This is a genomic window from Ursidibacter maritimus (assembly GCF_009761395.1).
GTDB lineage: Bacteria > Pseudomonadota > Gammaproteobacteria > Enterobacterales > Pasteurellaceae > Ursidibacter > Ursidibacter maritimus.
This window is the reverse complement of record NZ_LEKN01000037.1, coordinates 46,631-64,296: the sequence shown is the minus strand read 5'-3', so window position 1 is coordinate 64,296 and position 17,666 is coordinate 46,631. Positions and strand designations below refer to the sequence as shown.

At 37.6% G+C, this 17,666-nt stretch carries 25 protein-coding genes; 19 read left to right on the top strand and 6 right to left on the bottom strand.

Annotated features, from left to right (window positions below; all coding sequences use genetic code 11):
* Positions 1 to 8: 8 nt before the first annotated feature.
* From rfaD to def, 4 genes are read right to left on the bottom strand one after another with little or no spacing between them, the layout of a single operon-like run.
* Entirely contained in the window at positions 9 to 935 is a 927-nt protein-coding gene (rfaD, locus tag A1D26_RS08795) for an ADP-glyceromanno-heptose 6-epimerase (RefSeq protein ID WP_157403643.1), read from the bottom strand.
* A gap of 25 nt (positions 936 to 960) precedes the next feature.
* Positions 961 to 1,623, bottom strand: coding sequence for a glutathione S-transferase (locus A1D26_RS08790; protein ID WP_157403642.1), 663 nt, complete (start codon positions 1,621 to 1,623; stop codon positions 961 to 963).
* A 9-nt stretch (positions 1,624 to 1,632) separates the two neighbouring features.
* Positions 1,633 to 3,198 carry a methyltransferase regulatory domain-containing protein gene (locus A1D26_RS08785; protein WP_157403641.1) on the bottom strand — a complete coding sequence of 522 codons (1,566 nt, stop codon included), beginning with the start codon at positions 3,196 to 3,198 and terminating at the stop codon, positions 1,633 to 1,635.
* Positions 3,199 to 3,239: 41 nt separating this feature from the next.
* Positions 3,240 to 3,752 carry a peptide deformylase gene (gene def, locus A1D26_RS08780; RefSeq protein WP_157403640.1) on the bottom strand — a complete coding sequence of 171 codons (513 nt, stop codon included), beginning with the start codon at positions 3,750 to 3,752 and terminating at the stop codon, positions 3,240 to 3,242.
* Positions 3,753 to 3,859: 107 nt separating this feature from the next.
* Between def and dprA the strand changes: the two genes are divergently transcribed.
* Positions 3,860 to 5,020 carry a DNA-processing protein DprA gene (dprA, locus tag A1D26_RS08775; protein ID WP_157403639.1) on the top strand — a complete coding sequence of 387 codons (1,161 nt, stop codon included), beginning with the start codon at positions 3,860 to 3,862 and terminating at the stop codon, positions 5,018 to 5,020.
* Between the two features lie 86 nt (positions 5,021 to 5,106).
* Here the strand turns inward: dprA and fumC are convergent, their stop codons facing one another.
* Complete coding sequence (gene fumC, locus A1D26_RS08770) at positions 5,107 to 6,501, bottom strand: class II fumarate hydratase (RefSeq protein WP_157403638.1); 1,395 nt, start codon at positions 6,499 to 6,501, stop codon at positions 5,107 to 5,109.
* A 141-nt stretch (positions 6,502 to 6,642) separates the two neighbouring features.
* A complete protein-coding gene (locus tag A1D26_RS08765) occupies positions 6,643 to 7,278 on the bottom strand; it encodes a TfoX/Sxy family DNA transformation protein (RefSeq protein ID WP_157403637.1) in 636 nt (211 codons plus the stop codon).
* 445 nt (positions 7,279 to 7,723) lie between these two features.
* Here A1D26_RS08765 and rpsJ point away from each other — a divergent pair, with 445 nt between their 5' ends.
* From rpsJ to rpsN, 18 genes are all read left to right on the top strand, one after another.
* Positions 7,724 to 8,035: a 30S ribosomal protein S10 gene (gene rpsJ / locus A1D26_RS08760; protein WP_001181005.1), complete on the top strand. Its 312-nt coding sequence runs from the start codon at positions 7,724 to 7,726 to the stop codon at positions 8,033 to 8,035.
* Between the two features lie 16 nt (positions 8,036 to 8,051).
* Positions 8,052 to 8,678 (top strand): 50S ribosomal protein L3, encoded by a 627-nt coding sequence (rplC, locus tag A1D26_RS08755; RefSeq protein ID WP_157394305.1) that lies wholly within the window; start codon positions 8,052 to 8,054, stop codon positions 8,676 to 8,678.
* 15 nt (positions 8,679 to 8,693) lie between these two features.
* Entirely contained in the window at positions 8,694 to 9,296 is a 603-nt protein-coding gene (rplD, locus tag A1D26_RS08750) for a 50S ribosomal protein L4 (RefSeq protein WP_157394306.1), read from the top strand.
* Positions 9,293 to 9,598 (top strand): 50S ribosomal protein L23, encoded by a 306-nt coding sequence (rplW, locus tag A1D26_RS08745; RefSeq protein ID WP_005599290.1) that lies wholly within the window; start codon positions 9,293 to 9,295, stop codon positions 9,596 to 9,598. The genes rplD and rplW overlap by 4 nt, the downstream gene beginning before the upstream one ends.
* A 19-nt stretch (positions 9,599 to 9,617) precedes the next feature.
* Positions 9,618 to 10,439: a 50S ribosomal protein L2 gene (rplB, locus tag A1D26_RS08740; RefSeq protein ID WP_157394307.1), complete on the top strand. Its 822-nt coding sequence runs from the start codon at positions 9,618 to 9,620 to the stop codon at positions 10,437 to 10,439.
* Positions 10,440 to 10,465: 26 nt separating this feature from the next.
* The gene (gene rpsS, locus A1D26_RS08735) at positions 10,466 to 10,741 is read left to right on the top strand and encodes a 30S ribosomal protein S19 (RefSeq protein ID WP_005539416.1); all 276 of its coding nucleotides are present in this window, start codon (positions 10,466 to 10,468) and stop codon (positions 10,739 to 10,741) included.
* Positions 10,742 to 10,751: 10 nt separating this feature from the next.
* The gene (rplV, locus tag A1D26_RS08730) at positions 10,752 to 11,084 is read left to right on the top strand and encodes a 50S ribosomal protein L22 (RefSeq protein ID WP_005599292.1); all 333 of its coding nucleotides are present in this window, start codon (positions 10,752 to 10,754) and stop codon (positions 11,082 to 11,084) included.
* Between the two features lie 18 nt (positions 11,085 to 11,102).
* Entirely contained in the window at positions 11,103 to 11,810 is a 708-nt protein-coding gene (rpsC, locus tag A1D26_RS08725) for a 30S ribosomal protein S3 (protein WP_157403636.1), read from the top strand.
* A 12-nt stretch (positions 11,811 to 11,822) separates the two neighbouring features.
* Entirely contained in the window at positions 11,823 to 12,233 is a 411-nt protein-coding gene (rplP, locus tag A1D26_RS08720; RefSeq protein ID WP_157394309.1) for a 50S ribosomal protein L16, read from the top strand.
* Positions 12,233 to 12,424 (top strand): 50S ribosomal protein L29, encoded by a 192-nt coding sequence (gene rpmC / locus A1D26_RS08715; protein ID WP_157394310.1) that lies wholly within the window; start codon positions 12,233 to 12,235, stop codon positions 12,422 to 12,424. Before rplP ends, rpmC begins: the two co-directional genes overlap by 1 nt.
* A complete protein-coding gene (rpsQ, locus tag A1D26_RS08710; RefSeq protein ID WP_157403635.1) occupies positions 12,424 to 12,681 on the top strand; it encodes a 30S ribosomal protein S17 in 258 nt (85 codons plus the stop codon). The genes rpmC and rpsQ overlap by 1 nt, the downstream gene beginning before the upstream one ends.
* Positions 12,682 to 12,939: 258 nt before the next feature.
* Entirely contained in the window at positions 12,940 to 13,134 is a 195-nt protein-coding gene (locus A1D26_RS08705; protein ID WP_157403634.1) for a hypothetical protein, read from the top strand.
* Positions 13,135 to 13,222: 88 nt separating this feature from the next.
* Positions 13,223 to 15,193: a hypothetical protein gene (locus A1D26_RS08700; protein WP_157403633.1), complete on the top strand. Its 1,971-nt coding sequence runs from the start codon at positions 13,223 to 13,225 to the stop codon at positions 15,191 to 15,193.
* 61 nt (positions 15,194 to 15,254) lie between these two features.
* Positions 15,255 to 15,851 carry a hypothetical protein gene (locus A1D26_RS08695; protein WP_157403632.1) on the top strand — a complete coding sequence of 199 codons (597 nt, stop codon included), beginning with the start codon at positions 15,255 to 15,257 and terminating at the stop codon, positions 15,849 to 15,851.
* 229 nt (positions 15,852 to 16,080) lie between these two features.
* Positions 16,081 to 16,452 (top strand): 50S ribosomal protein L14, encoded by a 372-nt coding sequence (gene rplN / locus A1D26_RS08690; RefSeq protein ID WP_005711998.1) that lies wholly within the window; start codon positions 16,081 to 16,083, stop codon positions 16,450 to 16,452.
* Between the two features lie 10 nt (positions 16,453 to 16,462).
* Entirely contained in the window at positions 16,463 to 16,774 is a 312-nt protein-coding gene (rplX, locus tag A1D26_RS08685; RefSeq protein ID WP_157403631.1) for a 50S ribosomal protein L24, read from the top strand.
* Positions 16,775 to 16,791: 17 nt separating this feature from the next.
* Positions 16,792 to 17,331, top strand: coding sequence for a 50S ribosomal protein L5 (gene rplE, locus A1D26_RS08680; protein ID WP_157393723.1), 540 nt, complete (start codon positions 16,792 to 16,794; stop codon positions 17,329 to 17,331).
* 11 nt (positions 17,332 to 17,342) lie between these two features.
* The gene (rpsN, locus tag A1D26_RS08675; RefSeq protein WP_157393724.1) at positions 17,343 to 17,648 is read left to right on the top strand and encodes a 30S ribosomal protein S14; all 306 of its coding nucleotides are present in this window, start codon (positions 17,343 to 17,345) and stop codon (positions 17,646 to 17,648) included.
* Positions 17,649 to 17,666 lie beyond the last annotated feature (18 nt).

Sequence of the window (17,666 nt, the reverse complement as noted above, 5' to 3'; positions counted from 1 at the left end):
CTAACCGCTTATCTATTCAACCATTCCATATAAGCACGAGTACCTTCTGCAACCGTTTTGAAAGGTTTATCATAGCCAGCTTGGCGTAATTGAGTTAAATCCGCTTGAGTGAAAGTTTGATAGCGTGATTTTAAGTGATCAGGGAATGGAATAGTTTCAATTTGCCCTTTTTGGTGGAAATCAATAACCGCTTGAGCAACCGCTCTGAAAGATTCCGCATTACCTGTACCTAAATTGAAGATGCCTGAGATCGCATTTTGCCACGCCCAAATATTGACTTGAGCAACATCTTCAACATAAACAAAATCACGCAAGAATGTTTCTGATCCTGCGAACAGTTTTGGATTTTCGCCTTTTAAAATTTGTGTGTTTAGGTGGAAAGCAACACTCGCCATTGAGCCTTTATGTTGCTCTCTCGGGCCATAAACATTGAAATATTTAAAGCCACAAATAGGCGATTGTGCTTCAGGGAGTAATTTACGCACATATTCATCAAATAAGAATTTTGAGTAGCCATATACATTTAAAGGCTGTTCAAATTCTCGTTTTTCGATAAAGTTATCTGAACGTCCACCGTAGGTTGCCGCACTTGATGCGTAGAAAAATGGAATTTGACGATCTAAGCAATAATGTAATAACTCTTTTGAATATTCGTAGTTATTTTGCATCATATATTTGCCGTCCCATTCTGTTGTGGCGGAACAAGCACCTTCGTGGAAAACGGCATCAATATCACCAAAATCATCGCCTGCAATAATAGAGGCAATAAAATCTTCTTTATCACAATAATCAGCAATATCTAGATCGACTAAATTAACAAATTTTTCTCCATTTTTAAGGTTATCTACCACTAAAATATCAGTACGTCCGATTTGATTTAATGCTTTAACAATATTACTGCCAATAAAGCCAGCGCCGCCTGTTACGATAATCATATTATTGTCCTTTGTTATGTTTAAATTAAAGCTTAAATTCACCGAGTTTTTCTTCTGCACGTTTAAAGGATGCGGTTTGCCTAATTCGTTGAGTATAGGCGTGAATATTAGGATATCCTTCCAAGCCTCGAGCGGTTAAAACTTGCAATGGAAAACCCATCATAATATCCGCACCACTTAATTGCTCACCTAAAAACCATTGTTTTTGTGCAAGATGTTGCTCAATGTAATCTAAGTGTAGTTTGAGTTGAGGAGTCAAGAAACTCTCTCTAACGCCATTGGTAATTTTGCGTGCAATTGGTTTCACAAAAAACGGCATTTTACGTTCATCAATTCGTTTGAGAATTAATGAGATAATCAGATAAGGCATTATTGAACCTTCCGCATAATGTAACCAATAGAGATAATTCGGGTAATTTGGTTGATCTGCGGTAATACGGAAACGATTTTCTGGATCATATTTATTGAGAAGATATTCCACAATCGCACCACTTTCGCCCAATACTAATTCCCCATCTTGAATTAACGGTGATTTACCAAGCGGGTGGATGCTGCGTAAAGAATGCGGAGCAAGAAAGGTTTGTTTATCTCGCTCAATAATTTCTAATTTGTAATCAAGTTCTAACAATTCTAACAACCAAATAATGCGGTAAGCACGAGACTGTTTTAGTGCGTATAGGGTTAGCATTATTTCTCCTTAATATTGATTAAAATAACCATTTGATTGTAGATTATCCAAGGTTTCTTTAATCATCGTCTCTAAATTACCGTTGCGAATATTACGGTATGGAACAGGTTTGCCATCTTTATTCAGCACAAGGTTGCCATTTTTAAATTCATTACGCATCAGTTTGACCAAATCTTTAAGATGATTTGTACCATCTAAATAAGGAGCTAAACAGTTTGTAAATGGCGTCAATGCAATGATTTCTCCGTAGATATTTGACAGCTTGGTAATGCTAGGGTTATTGCTTACAAAATTAATCAGACGGGCAAATTTGTCAGCCAATTTAGGGTATTCTCCATAAGGATTTATTTCTACTGGAGAATAGCTAATATAGCTATTGTCTTGGTGAATCATCACTAATAACAAATCGTTTGATGAGTTAATATTTTCACCATCAGCAAGGCTTTGTAATTCGGATATTTTACAAGGCTGATTGCTGTTATTTAGCTGATTTGCAATCTTATCTGTAAACTTAGATGAAGAAATACTAAACAACCCATCGCTTGTGACCCAAGATTGATTAGTTCCATCTCCTGAACGAGTTAAGCGTGCTTTGAGATACAAATCAGGAAAATGATGGCACAGATTATATTTATCAATATCATAGCCAACAAGATTATGCTGATGGGTTAACAGTGTGCAACGAAAAGGGCGTTGGTTGATAAAATCAAAATACTGCTCAATATCAACAATATCTCTATCAAATCTTTGGTAAATTTGTTCATTATTCATTCCTGACAAAGAACCAATAATGCCAATATTCGATACTGAGCTATCAGCAACATAACCAAGCCCATAGCCATTAACCTTCTTAACAAATTGATGTAAATAAAAAGGCTGGTTGATTTCCTCAAAATACTCGTGTGCTACATAATATTTTTCTGCCTGTATAATGTGGTTAGCGATTTTGGTAAATTCTGTATGAATATTAGGGTTATATTTTGCTAATAAATTTGCCGTATCGTCAAATAACGTTTTGGCTTGGTCAATGCGCTCAAATGGATGTATTTGAGCATCTGTTCCAAACTGCATCAGCTCTTTTACCATATCTTTTAAATGCCAACCTGGGTAAGTGTTGTGGCTGATAAATGCTACGCCATTGGACGCAAGATAGTGTTGCGTGATGTGTAAAATGGTATTTTGTACAAATTCAGGCACCCAACCAAACACACCATGGCAGATGATATAGTCAAATTGAATATTTTCAAAATTCACTTTACTAATGTCAGCAGCAATGAGCGTGACATTATTCAACCCAAGCTCCGCCATCATTTGCTGACCAATAGCAATTTGCTTTTCAGACAAGTCAATACCAATGATTTGGCTATTTGGATATCGAATGGCGTGAGGAATGAGGTTACCACCAAAAGAGCAACCAATCTCTAGTATTCGCGCATTATCCAATGCAGGTGGATTCAATCCTTTTAACTTAGCTAATGCGTGTAATCTATTTGGTTGGCAATGGTGGAACACTTGCGATGGATAAGGAATATCATCATAAGCACTGTTGGAATTGTTTAGTTGAGTGTTGTTCATATTACGATTTTTGTAAAAAATATCAGAAATCAGACCGCTTGTTATTTGAATTTAGCAAGCTGTTTTTTGAGTTTTTGCATTTTCTCTTTGATCCGTTGGCGTTTGAGTTGAGAGATATGATCAACAAACAGCACACCATTCAAATGGTCAATTTCATGTTGAATACAAATCGCTAATAATCCATCTGCATTTAGGATGAATTCTTCGCCTTGACGGTTTAATGCTTTCACAGTCACCTTTTCTTTGCGTGGAACTAATGCTCGACAACCAGGGATAGATAAACAGCCTTCTTCAATGCCTGTTTCACCACTACTTTCTAGAATTTCAGGGTTAATCAACACGATTTGATTGGTTTTATCACCTTCAATATCAATGGTAATAACGCGTTTCAATACATTCACTTGTGGCGCGGCCAAGCCAATGCCTTCTTGTTGATACATTGTGTCAAACATATCATCAATGAATTGACGTAATTCGTCATCCACTTTCTCTACGGGTTGGCAAACTTTTGCCAAATTGTCATCAGGATAAATTAGTACATCTAATACTGCCATTTTTACGATCTCCATCGAAAAATTAAAAATAATTAGTTCGATTATTTTAGCCTTTTTCTTACGATTAGGGAAACGATAGGCAAGAAAATTACAAAATAGTATAAAAAATGATAGAGATCACGAAATTATTAGCGTTATTGCAAGTTCCACAGTTGGGAGCGCAAAGAATTGGCAGACTATTAAACGAAGTCGACTTTGCTGTATTTTGCAATTATGACAGAGAGCAATTACGCCAAATAGGCTGGAATGAAAAGCAGATCCAACGTTGGTTTAATCCTGATTGGCGTTGGATTGATAGTGCTTTGGGTTGGGCGGAAAAACCACAACAGCATTTAATTTCATTATTTGATGTGGAGTATCCTTTTCTACTACGCCAAATTAGTACCGCACCGCCTATATTATTTGTGAAAGGGCAAACTGAAGTGCTTTCAATGCCACAAATTGCAATGGTGGGCAGTCGGGATTATTCTCATTATGGAGAATATTGGTCGGGATATTTTGCTAGTGAGTTAGTAAAAAATCAGATAGCAGTAACAAGTGGGCTAGCGATAGGGATTGATGGGTTCTGTCATCAGAAAGCACTGGCAGAGAATGGCATAACTATTGCGGTGCTAGGAAGTGGTTTAGACCAAATTTACCCAAGCCGACATAAAAAGTTGGCGGAAAATATTATCGCAAAAGGTGGGGCGCTAGTATCAGAATTTTTTCCTAATCAACCGCCGCTCGCAGAGAATTTCCCAAGGCGAAACCGCATTATTAGTGGTTTATCATTAGGAACGCTTGTGGTAGAAGCTACGCTGAATAGCGGTTCATTGATAACTGCCCGATATGCCTTAGAGCAAGGTAGAGAGGTTTTTGCTTTACCCAATAGTGTGCAAAATCCATATAGCCAAGGGTGTCATAAATTGATTAAAGATGGGGCGTTATTGGTTGAAAGTATTGATGATATTTTGGATGCGATTGCATATCAACGACAAGATAGCGTAATAAATAGAGAGATTCAACCTTCATTATTTACAACAGAACAAGCGGTCAGTTTTCATCAAAAATCTGCAACGGTATCAAGCAAACCATCATTTGCAAAAAAATTACCTGATCTTACCGCTTCCCAACAACAGTTATTGGATCAAATAGGACTCGAGCCCATTAGTATTGATGATCTCGCCAAAGTGTGTGGAATTAGTATTGATCATGCGTTAGTTGAATTGCTCAATCTAGAATTGTTTGATGTGATTAAACAGGTTAGTGGCGGATATGTGAGATGTTAGCTTTTAAAGTAGATAGAATTTAGTGAGAAAAAAAGTAGGACGCTATAAGCGTCCTACAACATTATTTTAGCTGTTGGATGGGGTGATTACTTCAAACTTCCAACCATATCTTCAGGACGAACCCATTCGTCAAATTGCTCTGCAGTCACTAATCCTAAGTTAATGGCTTCTTCTTTAAGCGTAGTGCCATTTTTATGTGCTGTTTTAGCAATTTTCGCTGCATTTTCATAACCAATGTGGGTATTTAATGCAGTAACCAGCATTAGTGATTGCTCTAATTGTTGTTTAATGCGTGGGTGATTTGGTTCAATACCAACAGCACAGTGTTCATCAAATGAAACACAAGCATCAGCTAATAATTGTGCAGATTGTAAGAAGTTAAATGCCATAACTGGTTTATACACATTTAATTGGAAATGGCCTTGTGTGCCAGCAAATGAGATAGTGACATCATTACCGAGTACTTGAGCACAAACCATTGTCATTGCTTCACATTGAGTTGGGTTTACCTTACCTGGCATAATTGATGAACCTGGCTCATTTTCAGGAATTAAAATCTCACCAATACCAGAGCGAGGGCCTGATGCTAATAGGCGTACATCGTTGGCAATTTTGTAGAGAGATACTGCAAGCTGTTTTAATGCGCCGTGGGTTTCAACAATCGCATCGTGAGTTGCGAGTGCTTCAAATTTATTTTGTGCGGTAACAAAAGGTAACCCTGTGAATTTGGCAATGTAGTCAGCCACTTTCACATCATAGCCTTTTGGTGTATTTAAACCCGTACCAACCGCTGTCCCCCCTAAAGCTAGTTCAGCAAGGTGTGGCAAAGTATTTTCAAGGGCTTTAATACCGAAAGCAAGTTGTGCTGCATAAGCTGAGAATTCTTGACCTAATGTGAGTGGTGTCGCATCCATTAGGTGAGTACGACCAATTTTTACCACATCTTTAAAGGCTTCTGCTTTGTCTGCTAAGGTTTTTTGTAAGCGTTTAACACAAGGAAGAGTATGTTCTACCACTTTTTTATAGGCTGCAATGTGCATTGCGGTTGGGTAGGTATCATTTGAAGATTGTGATTTATTGACATCATCATTCGGGTGGATAATGGATTTCTCGCCAAGTTTTCCACCATTTAAAACATGGGCACGATTCGCTACGACTTCGTTCACATTCATATTAGATTGTGTGCCTGAACCTGTCTGCCAAATCACTAATGGAAATTCATCATCTAACTTATTTGCCAAGATTTCATCACAAGCGGTTGCAATTAAATCACGTTTTTCAACAGGTAATACACCTAAATCGTGGTTTGCATAGGCTGCTGCTTTCTTTAAGTAGCCAAATGCTTCAATGATTTCAGCTGGCATTGAGCCTTCAGGACCGATCTTAAAGTTATTGCGAGAACGTTCTGTTTGTGCTGCCCAGTAGCGATTTGCTGGTACTTTCACTTCGCCCATTGTGTCTTTTTCAATACGGAATTCCATAATTTCTCCTAAAAGTCATAGTTAAATGTTACGAGTAAACTGGAAAATGGTAGCATTGAGGCGATTAGAAAGGAATGCTGAACCCGCATACCTTTCATATTTTTTATCTATTTTGTGATATGGATCATAATTTTGATCTACTTAATTTAAGTGAAAGCGTTTTCTCATTCCCGCTTGATAAAGTGCTTCATCTGTTTCGGCAAGTAAATCTCGTTTTGTTTTTTCGGAAAGGGTATAGATAAATTGATGATTGACGGCTCCATAGAGCTTAAATAGAAGATTGGGGTCAGGGTCAAAACCTATTTTAATCAATTCGATAAATACGTTAATCTCACCTTTCTCAATTAAATCCTCAACAGAATGTATATTGATACGTTTTAACGCTCTTTCTAGGTTTATGTTTAAGTTAGGCAGGGAACGAATTTTCTTTTTTCTCTGAGTATAAAAGGATATTTTGGATATTTGAATCTCAGCTAAACTATGAGTGAACCAATGTGCATAGGCAACTAAATTGTCCAAAATAGTATCGGGTAATAAGTAAAACATGTTCGTTTTACTGATTTTCGGGTCAATTAAAGATTCAGCTCCGAGATTAAGTGCATTAATAACATCTTTTTCTGCGAGTTTTAGATAAAAATGCCCTTCTTTATATAGGCCAAACATCAAATCATCTTGGAATATTCCATAATAAGAGAAATATGTTTTAGCTTTTGTTTCACCTACAATCGGTAACAATAGGTTACGGATATCCTGAGTTTGTTTGTTGATATGGTTCATACAACTACCTCCGTTTATGTGAACTAATATATTGAATCCCAGTGGTTATACCACCGTTCAAATAATCTCCTAGCTAGAAAGGCTTTTCAATCCAAAAAATTGAGTTTTTTTGTGATATAAGTCGAAAAATAAGAAAAAAATGACGATTTTTTCCTATTTTTAAAACGAGAGAATATTGAAATATTTGTAAATTCTTTAGCAGAAGGTTGAAATTGAGCTTGTTATTATCGGGAAATTTTCTTATAATTGCGAAACGCTTTCACTGATGTATAGATAGCGTCACTTAGTGTAATCATTTACTAGGTGGTATTACAGATTTTGTAGTACATAAAATGTTCCCGATTTGGGAGCTATAACAAGGTATGACTGTGCCCCCTTAATGTAATTTATTAAGTTTGGTGGTTCGGTTTTTTTATTAGCTAAATTTTAATGGAGCTCTGGTCTAATGCAGAACCAAAGAATCCGTATCCGCTTAAAAGCGTTCGATCATCGTTTGATCGATCAATCAACTGCGGAGATCGTAGAAACAGCTAAACGTACTGGTGCACAAGTTCGTGGTCCAATTCCTTTACCAACGCGTAAAGAGCGTTTTACAGTATTGATTTCACCACACGTTAATAAAGATGCGCGTGACCAATATGAAATTCGTACTCACAAACGTTTAGTTGATATTGTTGAGCCAACAGAGAAAACTGTTGATGCATTAATGCGTTTAGATTTGGCTGCCGGCGTTGACGTGCAGATCAGCCTAGGTTAATTAAGAGGTTATTACAATGATTGGTTTAGTCGGTCGTAAAGTTGGTATGACCCGTATCTTCACAGAAGATGGCGTGTCAGTTCCAGTTACCGTAATCGAAATCGAAGCCAACCGTGTGACTCAAGTTAAAACTCTTGAAAACGATGGCTATACTGCAGTTCAAGTTACAACTGGTTCGAAAAAAGCGAATCGTGTAACTAAGCCTGAAGCAGGTCATTTCGTTAAAGCAGGTGTTGAAGCTGGTCGCGGTTTATGGGAATTTCGTACTGAAGGTGAAGAATTCACTTTAGGTCAAGAAATCAACGTAGACATCTTCACAGATGTTAAAAAAGTAGATGTTACTGGTACTTCTAAAGGTAAAGGTTTTGCTGGCGGTGTTAAACGCTGGAACTTCCGTACTCAAGATGCTACTCACGGTAACTCTTTATCACACCGTGTACTTGGTTCTATTGGTCAAAACCAAACTCCAGGTCGTGTGTTTAAAGGTAAAAAAATGGCTGGACACTTAGGTGCTGAGCGTGTAACCGTTCAATCACTTGAAGTTGTTCGTGTAGATGCTGAGCGTAAATTATTATTAGTTAAAGGTTCTGTACCTGGTGCAACTAATAGTGATGTTATCGTAAAACCAGCTGTTAAAGCATAAGTCTAGGAGATAGAGATGGAATTACAAGTTGTAGGTGCAAACGCACTAACTGTTTCTGAAACTACCTTCGGACGTGAGTTTAACGAAGCGTTAATCCACCAAGTAGTTGTTGCGTATGCAGCAGGTGCTCGTCAAGGAAGTCGTGCTCAAAAAACTCGTGCTGAAGTGTCTGGTTCAGGTAAAAAACCTTGGCGTCAAAAAGGTACTGGTCGTGCTCGTTCAGGTGATGTTAAATCACCAATCTGGCGTTCTGGTGGTGTAACTTTCGCAGCTAAGCCACAAGATCACAGCCAAAAAGTGAACAAGAAAATGTACCGTGGTGCAATCAAAAGCATTCTTTCTGAACTTGTTCGTCAAGATCGTTTAGTTGTTGTTGATAAATTTGAAATTGACGCACCAAAAACTAAAGTTTTAGTACAAAAATTAAAAGATATGGCGTTAACTGACGCACTTATCATTACTGCGAGCTTAGATGAAAATCTATTCTTAGCAGCACGCAACTTATATAAAGTAGATGTGCGTGATGTTCAAGGAATTGATCCAGTAAGTTTAATCGCTTTCGATAAAGTGGTTGTTACTGTAGATGCAGTAAAACAAATTGAGGAGATGTTAGCATGATTCAACAAGAACGTTTGCTAAAAGTGCTTAAAGCACCTCATATCTCTGAGAAAGCAACAAATAACGCAGAAAAAGGCAATACTATCGTTTTCAAAGTCGCTTTAGATGCAAATAAAGTAGAAATTGCAAATGCAGTAGAGCAACTTTTCGAAGTTAAAGTAGATTCTGTTCGTACAGTGGTTGTTAAAGGTAAAACTAAACGTCACGGTGCTAAATCAGGTCGTCGTAGTGATTGGAAAAAAGCGTACGTGACACTTCAGGAAGGTCAATCTCTTGACTTTGTTGAAGGTGCGGCAGAGTAATTCGGAGGAATAGAAAACTATGGCTATCGTTAAATGTAAGCCGACCTCCGCTGGTCGTCGTCATGTAGTTAAAGTTGTTAATCCAGAGCTTCACAAAGGTAAACCTTTTGCAGCACTCTTAGATACTAAATCTAGAACTGGTGGTCGTAACAACTTAGGTCGTATTACCACTCGCCACATCGGTGGTGGTCATAAACAACACTATCGTTTAATCGATTTCAAACGTAATAAATTAGACATTCCAGCTGTTGTTGAGCGTTTAGAATACGATCCAAACCGTTCTGCAAACATTGCATTAGTACTTTATAAAGATGGTGAGCGTCGCTACATTCTTGCACCAAAAGGTTTATCTGTTGGTGATCAAATTCAAGCGGGTGCTTCATCTCCAATTAAAGTAGGTAACTCATTACCAATGCGCAATATCCCAGTTGGTTCAACAATTCATAACGTTGAATTAAAACCAGGTAAAGGCGGTCAAATCGCTCGTTCTGCTGGTGCATATGTGCAAATTATTGCTCGTGAAGGTAACTATGTAACTTTACGTCTTCGCTCAGGTGAAATGCGTAAAGTATTAGCTGAGTGTTCTGCAACTATTGGTGAAGTAGGTAACTCAGAACATATGCTTCGCGTTCTTGGTAAAGCAGGTGCAAACCGTTGGAGAGGTATTCGTCCAACAGTTCGTGGTACTGCGATGAACCCAGTTGACCACCCACACGGTGGTGGTGAAGGTCGTAACTTCGGTAAACACCCTGTTACACCTTGGGGCGTTCAAACCAAAGGTAAGAAAACTCGCCATAACAAACGTACTGATAAATTCATCGTACGTCGTCGTGGTAAATAATTTTATTCATTAAAAAGAGGTAAGCCATGCCACGTTCTCTCAAGAAAGGTCCTTTCCTTGACCTACACTTGTTGAAGAAGGTAGAGAAGGCGGTGGAAAGCGGGGATAAAAAACCAATCAAAACTTGGTCCCGTCGTTCAATGATCATTCCATCAATGATCGGATTGACCATCGCAGTCCATAATGGTCGTCAGCATGTTCCAGTTTATGTTTCTGATGAAATGATCGGTCATAAATTAGGTGAATTTGCACCGACTCGTACATACCGCGGTCACGCCGCAGATAAGAAAGCTAAGAAATAAGAGGTAAAAGATGGAAACTATTGCAAAACATCGTTACGCTCGTACTTCTGCACAAAAAGCTCGCTTAGTTGCTGACTTAATTCGCGGTAAAAAAGTTGCGCAAGCATTAGAAATCTTAACTTTCACAAACAAAAAAGCAGCAGCTTTAGTTAAGAAAGTTTTAGAGTCAGCTATTGCAAACGCAGAGCACAATGACGGTGCAGATGTCGATGATCTTAAAGTTGCGAAGATTTTCGTTGATGAAGGTCCAAGCATGAAACGTGTAATGCCACGTGCTAAAGGTCGCGCAGATCGTATTTTAAAACGTACAAGCCACATCACTGTGGTTGTGTCAGATCGTTAATCAGTAGGAGAATAACAAATGGGTCAAAAAGTACATCCACATGGTATTCGCCTTGGTATTGTTAAACCTTGGAGCTCTACTTGGTTCGCGAATACACAAGATTTCGCAGACAATTTAGAAGGCGATTTCAAAGTACGTCAATTTTTAAATAAAGAGTTAGCGAACGCTTCTGTTTCACGCATCACTATTGAGCGTCCAGCAAAAAGCATTCGTGTAACTATTCACACAGCTCGTCCAGGTATCGTAATCGGTAAAAAAGGCGAAGATGTTGAAAAATTAAGAAACGCAGTATCTAAAATTGCTGGCGTTCCTGCTCAAATCAACATTGCTGAAGTGAAAAAACCAGAGCTAGATGCAAAATTAGTTGCAGATAGCATCGCATCTCAACTTGAGCGTCGTGTAATGTTCCGTCGCGCAATGAAACGTGCAGTACAAAACGCAATGCGTTTAGGTGCTAAAGGTATCAAAGTTGAAGTTAGCGGTCGTTTAGGTGGTGCAGAAATCGCACGTTCAGAATGGTATCGTGAAGGTCGTGTACCTCTACATACTCTTCGTGCTGACATCGATTATAACACTGCAGAAGCACACACTACATACGGTGTAATCGGTATTAAAGTGTGGATCTTCAAAGGTGAAATTCTTGGTGGTATGGCTGCAGTGATTGAATCTGAGAAAGAACCAGCGGCACAGCCTAAAAAGGCGCCACGTGGCAAAGGTCGTAAATAAGGAGATCACTGAATGTTACAACCAAAACGTACAAAATTCCGTAAAGTTCACAAAGGTCGTAACCGCGGTTTAGCTGGCGGTACAGAAGTGAGCTTCGGTTCATTCGGTTTAAAAGCGGTTGGTCGTGGCCGTTTAACTGCGCGTCAAATTGAAGCAGCTCGTCGTGCGATGAGCCGTGCGGTAAAACGTCAAGGGAAAATCTGGATTCGTGTATTCCCAGACAAACCAATCACAGAAAAACCATTAGAAGTCCGTATGGGTAAAGGTAAAGGTAACGTTGAGTACTGGGTAGCCTTAATCCAACCGGGTAAAGTTCTCTATGAAATGGATGGTGTTTCAGAAGAAGTTGCACGCAATGCATTTGCATTAGCAGCAGCTAAACTTCCGTTTAAAACCACATTTGTAACTAAGACGGTGATGTAATGAAAGCTCAAGAATTACGTGCAAAAAGTATTGAAGAGCTGAATGGTGAATTAGTAAACCTTTTAGGTGAGCAGTTCAAGTTGCGTATGCAAGCAGCCACCGGTCAGCTTCAACAAACCCATCAGTTAAAACAAGTGCGTCGTAGCATTGCACAAGTAAAAACTGTATTAACCGAGAAGGCGGGTGAGTAATGACTGATAAAATTCGTACAGTACAAGGTAAAGTAGTTAGCGATAAAATGGATAAATCATTCGTAATCGCTATTGAACGTACAGTTAAACACCCTATTTATGGTAAGTTTATCCGTCGTACTACTAAACTTCACGTACACGATGAAAATAACGAAGCTAAATTAGGCGATGTAGTAGAAGTTAAAGAGTGTCGCCCACTCTCTAAAACTAAATCACACACTTTAGTTCGTGTAGTTGAAAAAGCAATCGTTGCTTAATTAACTCAGTTCAAATAAGAAATCCCTAGCAGCAATGCTGGGGATTTTTTTGTAAAATTTTCCTAAAATCTCACCGCTTTTATTTCTTCTCTATATCCATTTATTTCGCTTTGGTTTTCTAGCTAATCCCCCCCCACATCTTATGTGATTTATCGTGTTTAAATATCTATTTTCGCAAGAATGATATCCTTCTTATGCCTTTATGTTGCCATAAAGGCATCTTTATCTTGGTAAAAAATTACATTAGAGGATTTAATTATGGCTATTACTACAGTTGTTAAACAAGGTTCTTCGGCGTTTGTTGCTTATGATGGTAGCAAAAAATTATTCCAGATACTTGCACCAAATGGAGTTTTAGTTGGGTATACTTCAACGAGCGTAAGTATAAAACAGGGGATTATGATTTATGTTTACAATGAAAAAGGGATTAAAGTTGATAGTCACTACGTTTAATTTTCTTTCTAAGGCAGTTCTTATTTAAAGGAACTGCCTTTTTTATACCCCCCCAACATTTCTTTTTATTTATTAATAAGGGATATTTATGTCAAAAATTAAAAAAAGTGCAAGTTATGAGAACTTTGTGATTGAACAAGGTAATGATAACAAAATTTCTATTACGCTTAAGAATACGAAGCAAGCTCTGCGAGAGATTGCTGATAAGCTAGGAATGGAGTATGAATCAGATTGGAATACGCAATCTTTAGGTAGCAAATTGATTAACCATATCAATGGCGTATCGCGTAATGTGCAAATGGAAGGTGCTGAAGGGGTGAAAAAATCCGCCAAATACGGTAATTTTGTGATTGAGCAAGCCGAGAATAATAGTATTTCTATTACTTGTGATAACACAAAAGAAGGACTACGCCAAATTTCTGGTGAAATTGGAATGGTGTATGAATCAGACTGGAATACCCAATATTTAGGCAACAAAGTCATTAACTTTATCAATGAGGGAGATACCACAAGAAAAGTAAAATCATCTAACAAAGATATTGCCAAAAAAGAATTTGATGAAAATAATCTGATTTCTGATGAGGATTGGAACTGGTGGGTAAGTTTGTCTGATTCGTTAAAATATATGTTGCTCAAAAGCAACGGAGAATGGAGATTTGAAGATGAGTTTGAGGAAGATTTCCCAACATTGGTAGATGATGAGATAACTTGTGAAATTGATTTAAATGATAGATCCATAATGGGTAATTTTGTTGCGACAAATTTCACAGGTTATTATGACGAAGAAGGTAACCTTGACCATAGTGATATACTGATAAGTGTTTCATTCCCTGATGAGGTATTTGATTACAGTGGTATTGAGAAATTGACCCATTTAAAATTTTTAGAAGGGATTTCTTTCAGTTATGTGAACATTGAGTCGATTCCAGAGTGTGTTGGAAAACTGACAACCATTACTGATTTTGATTTTAGTCGTAACGAGATTACAGCGGATACATTAGGTGAATTATCATCCTTGGCTAATAATTTACAAGTGCTTAATTTATCAAGTAATCTGTTGGCTGGGACGGCAGAGGATTATGAGCCATTAACTAAGTTAAGTCAGCTTAATACACTAGACTTATCCAGTAATAACATTGGTGAAAATGCTAAAGGTTTCTTGGAAAAAATTGCTCAGATAGAGAGTTTAGAGGATCTTGATTTATCTTTTAATGCATTGGATGGTCACGATTTTTCACCATTAAGTCGTTTGCCCGAATTACTTGAATTAAATCTTAGATATTGTGTGACTATTACAGATGATCTATTGAAGGCATTATCTTCTTGCACTGAGTTACGTAAGCTTGATTTATCTGGTAATGAGGTTGCAGTGGTGAAGCGTGATTTAGACTTAAGCCAGTTCACATCGCTAAAAGAGCTGGTGCTAGAGGGTAAATCTATAAGCGTAGAATTATTATCAGCCATCGTCACTATTCCAAATTTAGAGAAGCTAACTATAGATGGGTGTGGTTATTATCGAGAAAAGATAAGATCAGACTTCGAAGAAACAAAATGGAGTAAGTTAACTCATCTTAAAGAACTGACTTTAGAATACGCAGATATTTCCGTCAATTCACTAGCTGAGATAGCTAAAATTTCAAGTTTGGAAACTCTAAAATTAAATGGTTCAGATGGTATAAAAGGTAGTAATGCTATTGAGCAATTTGATTGTGAAGCACTAGTTAATCTTCGCTCTTTAGACTTAAGCGATAGACCTGTAAGTGCCGCAGCTTTAGCTAAAATTGCAACACTTCCAAGTTTAGAGAGCCTTAGGTTAATCAATACATCTATTGATATTAGCTGGGCTGAGGTGGCTTTATTAGCACAACTGCCTAAACTAAGCCACTTATCTCTCTCTGGAAATAATATTACCGTAGAGCAGTTTGGTTGCTTAGAGATCTTTGCTAAGAAAGATTCTTTATATTTAGGTATTACATCTTGGGGTGATGAACTTAAAGAACGTGAAGAATACACAAAATTAAAAGCACTATTTGAAGAATCTGGTTCACATTTATCATAATATAAATAACAGCCGAACTACTAAAAAAGGTTCGGCTTGTTGGAATAACTATGGAGAATATATGAAAACCATTTCCAGCGAAAAAAATCTTCCTAAACCAAGTGTCGTGGAAGTAGAAAAATATCTTAACTACTGGAAAACACTTGAAAATTATACTGCTCAAGAGGAAGCGTTAAATAAACTTTTTGGTCAGCTTATGCCTAAGAATGAGTTATTAAGTGATGTTTTATTAAAAGCATCAACGCTAAATGACTTTTATAGCACCAATATTTTCTCTGTGTATTCGGTGGCAAAACATATTCATTCATTAAAGATTGATGAGCGTCTAGCAAAGGGAGATGTTACTTTAGTTGATGATATACAGCGAGTAATCATAAATGACAAAAAGAAAAATTTTTATTCTTTTGCAACAAAGTATTGTTCTCACCATAATCCAAATGAATTTCCGATTTATGATAGTTATGTTGATAGACTTCTCTGTTCTCTCAATAAAGAATATCAATTTTCATCTTTTAAAAGAGCAGACTTGAGAAACTATCAAACTTTTAAAAGTGTATTATTAGATTTTCAAAAACATTTTGGCTTGGAAAAATTTGACCTAAAACAGATTGATTGTTATCTATGGTTGCAAGGAAAAGAGTTGTTTAAAAAATCATAATTTATTTTTTAAACAATGACTAAAGCAGTAAATCTATATTGAAAACTGACCGCTTGTCACAATACAAGCGGTCTTTTTTTGGAAAAGTTTTGCAAATCAGTATGGCTACTCAAATGTTCAAATTTCGGTTGATCTTAGTATCCTCTTTGCGATATAATCCGCCACCTATTTGCATAGGGCAAATAGGTTCGTCCCGAAAGGGTGTTTTTTATTTTAACGGAGCACTAATATGATCCAAGAACAGACTATGCTGGATGTTGCTGATAACTCAGGGGCTCGTAGCGTAATGTGTATCAAGGTTCTAGGTGGATCGCACCGTCGTTACGCTGCTATTGGCGATATCATCAAAGTTACTGTAAAAGAAGCAATTCCACGCGGTAAAGTTAAAAAAGGTGATGTGTTAAAAGCAGTTGTTGTGCGCACCAAGAAGGGTGTTCGTCGCCCAGATGGCGCGGTTATTCGTTTCGATGGCAACGCTTGTGTAATTTTAAACAATAACACAGAGCAACCAATCGGTACTCGTATTTTTGGACCTGTGACGCGTGAACTTCGTTCTGAGAAGTTTATGAAGATCATTTCTTTAGCTCCAGAAGTACTGTAAGGAGAATGTAATGGCTGCAAAAATCCGTCAAAACGATGAAGTTATTGTTCTTACCGGTAAAGATAAAGGTAAGCGTGGTAAGGTAACTAAAGTGTTACCAAACGGTAAAGTTTTTGTTGAAGGTATCAATATTGTAACTAAACACGAAAAACCAGTTCCTGCTTTAGGTAAACCAGGTGGTTTAGTGAAAAAAGAAGCTGCGATTGATGTTTCTAATGTTGCAATTTTCAACCCTGAAACAAATAAAGCTGACCGTGTAGGATTTAGATTCGAAGAAGGTAAAAAAGTGCGTTTCTTCAAATCTAACGAGAAAACAATTTAATTAACTGGAGTAATGCGATGGCGAAACTGCATGATTACTACAGAGATACAGTAGTTAATGAATTAAAAACTAAATTCAACTACTCATCTGTCATGCAAGTCCCACGAATCGAAAAGATAACCCTGAATATGGGTGTGGGTGAAGCATTGACCGATAAAAAATTGTTAGATAATGCAGTAGCAGATCTAGCAGCAATTAGCGGTCAGAAACCTTTAATTACAAAAGCACGCAAATCTGTTGCAGGCTTTAAAATCCGTCAGGGATATCCAATCGGATGCAAAGTAACCCTACGTGGTGAACGTATGTGGGAATTCTTTGAAAGATTGATTACTATCGCTGTTCCACGTACCCGTGACTTCCGCGGTTTAAATGCGAAGTCTTTCGATGGTCGTGGTAATTACAGTATGGGTGTTCGTGAACAAATCATTTTCCCAGAAATCGACTACGATAAAGTAGATCGTGTTCGTGGTTTAGATATTACTATTACCACAACTGCGAAAACTGATGAAGAAGGCCAAGCTTTATTAGCGGCTTTCAATTTCCCATTCCGTAAATAAGGTAGGTTATCGTGGCAAAACAATCAATGATTGCACGTGATGTAAAACGTGCGAAATTAGCTGATAAATTTTACGCGAAACGTGAAGAATTAAAGAAAATTATTTCTGATGTAAATTCTTCAGACGAAGAGCGTTGGGATGCTGTTTTAAAATTACAAACACTTCCACGTGATTCTAGTCCAAGTCGTCAGCGTAATCGTTGCCGTCAAACTGGTCGTCCACATGGTGTACTTCGTAAGTTTGGCTTAAGCCGTATTAAGGTTCGTGAAGCTGCAATGCGTGGCGAAATTCCAGGCCTTAAGAAAGCAAGCTGGTAATAACCTCTTTTAATTTGG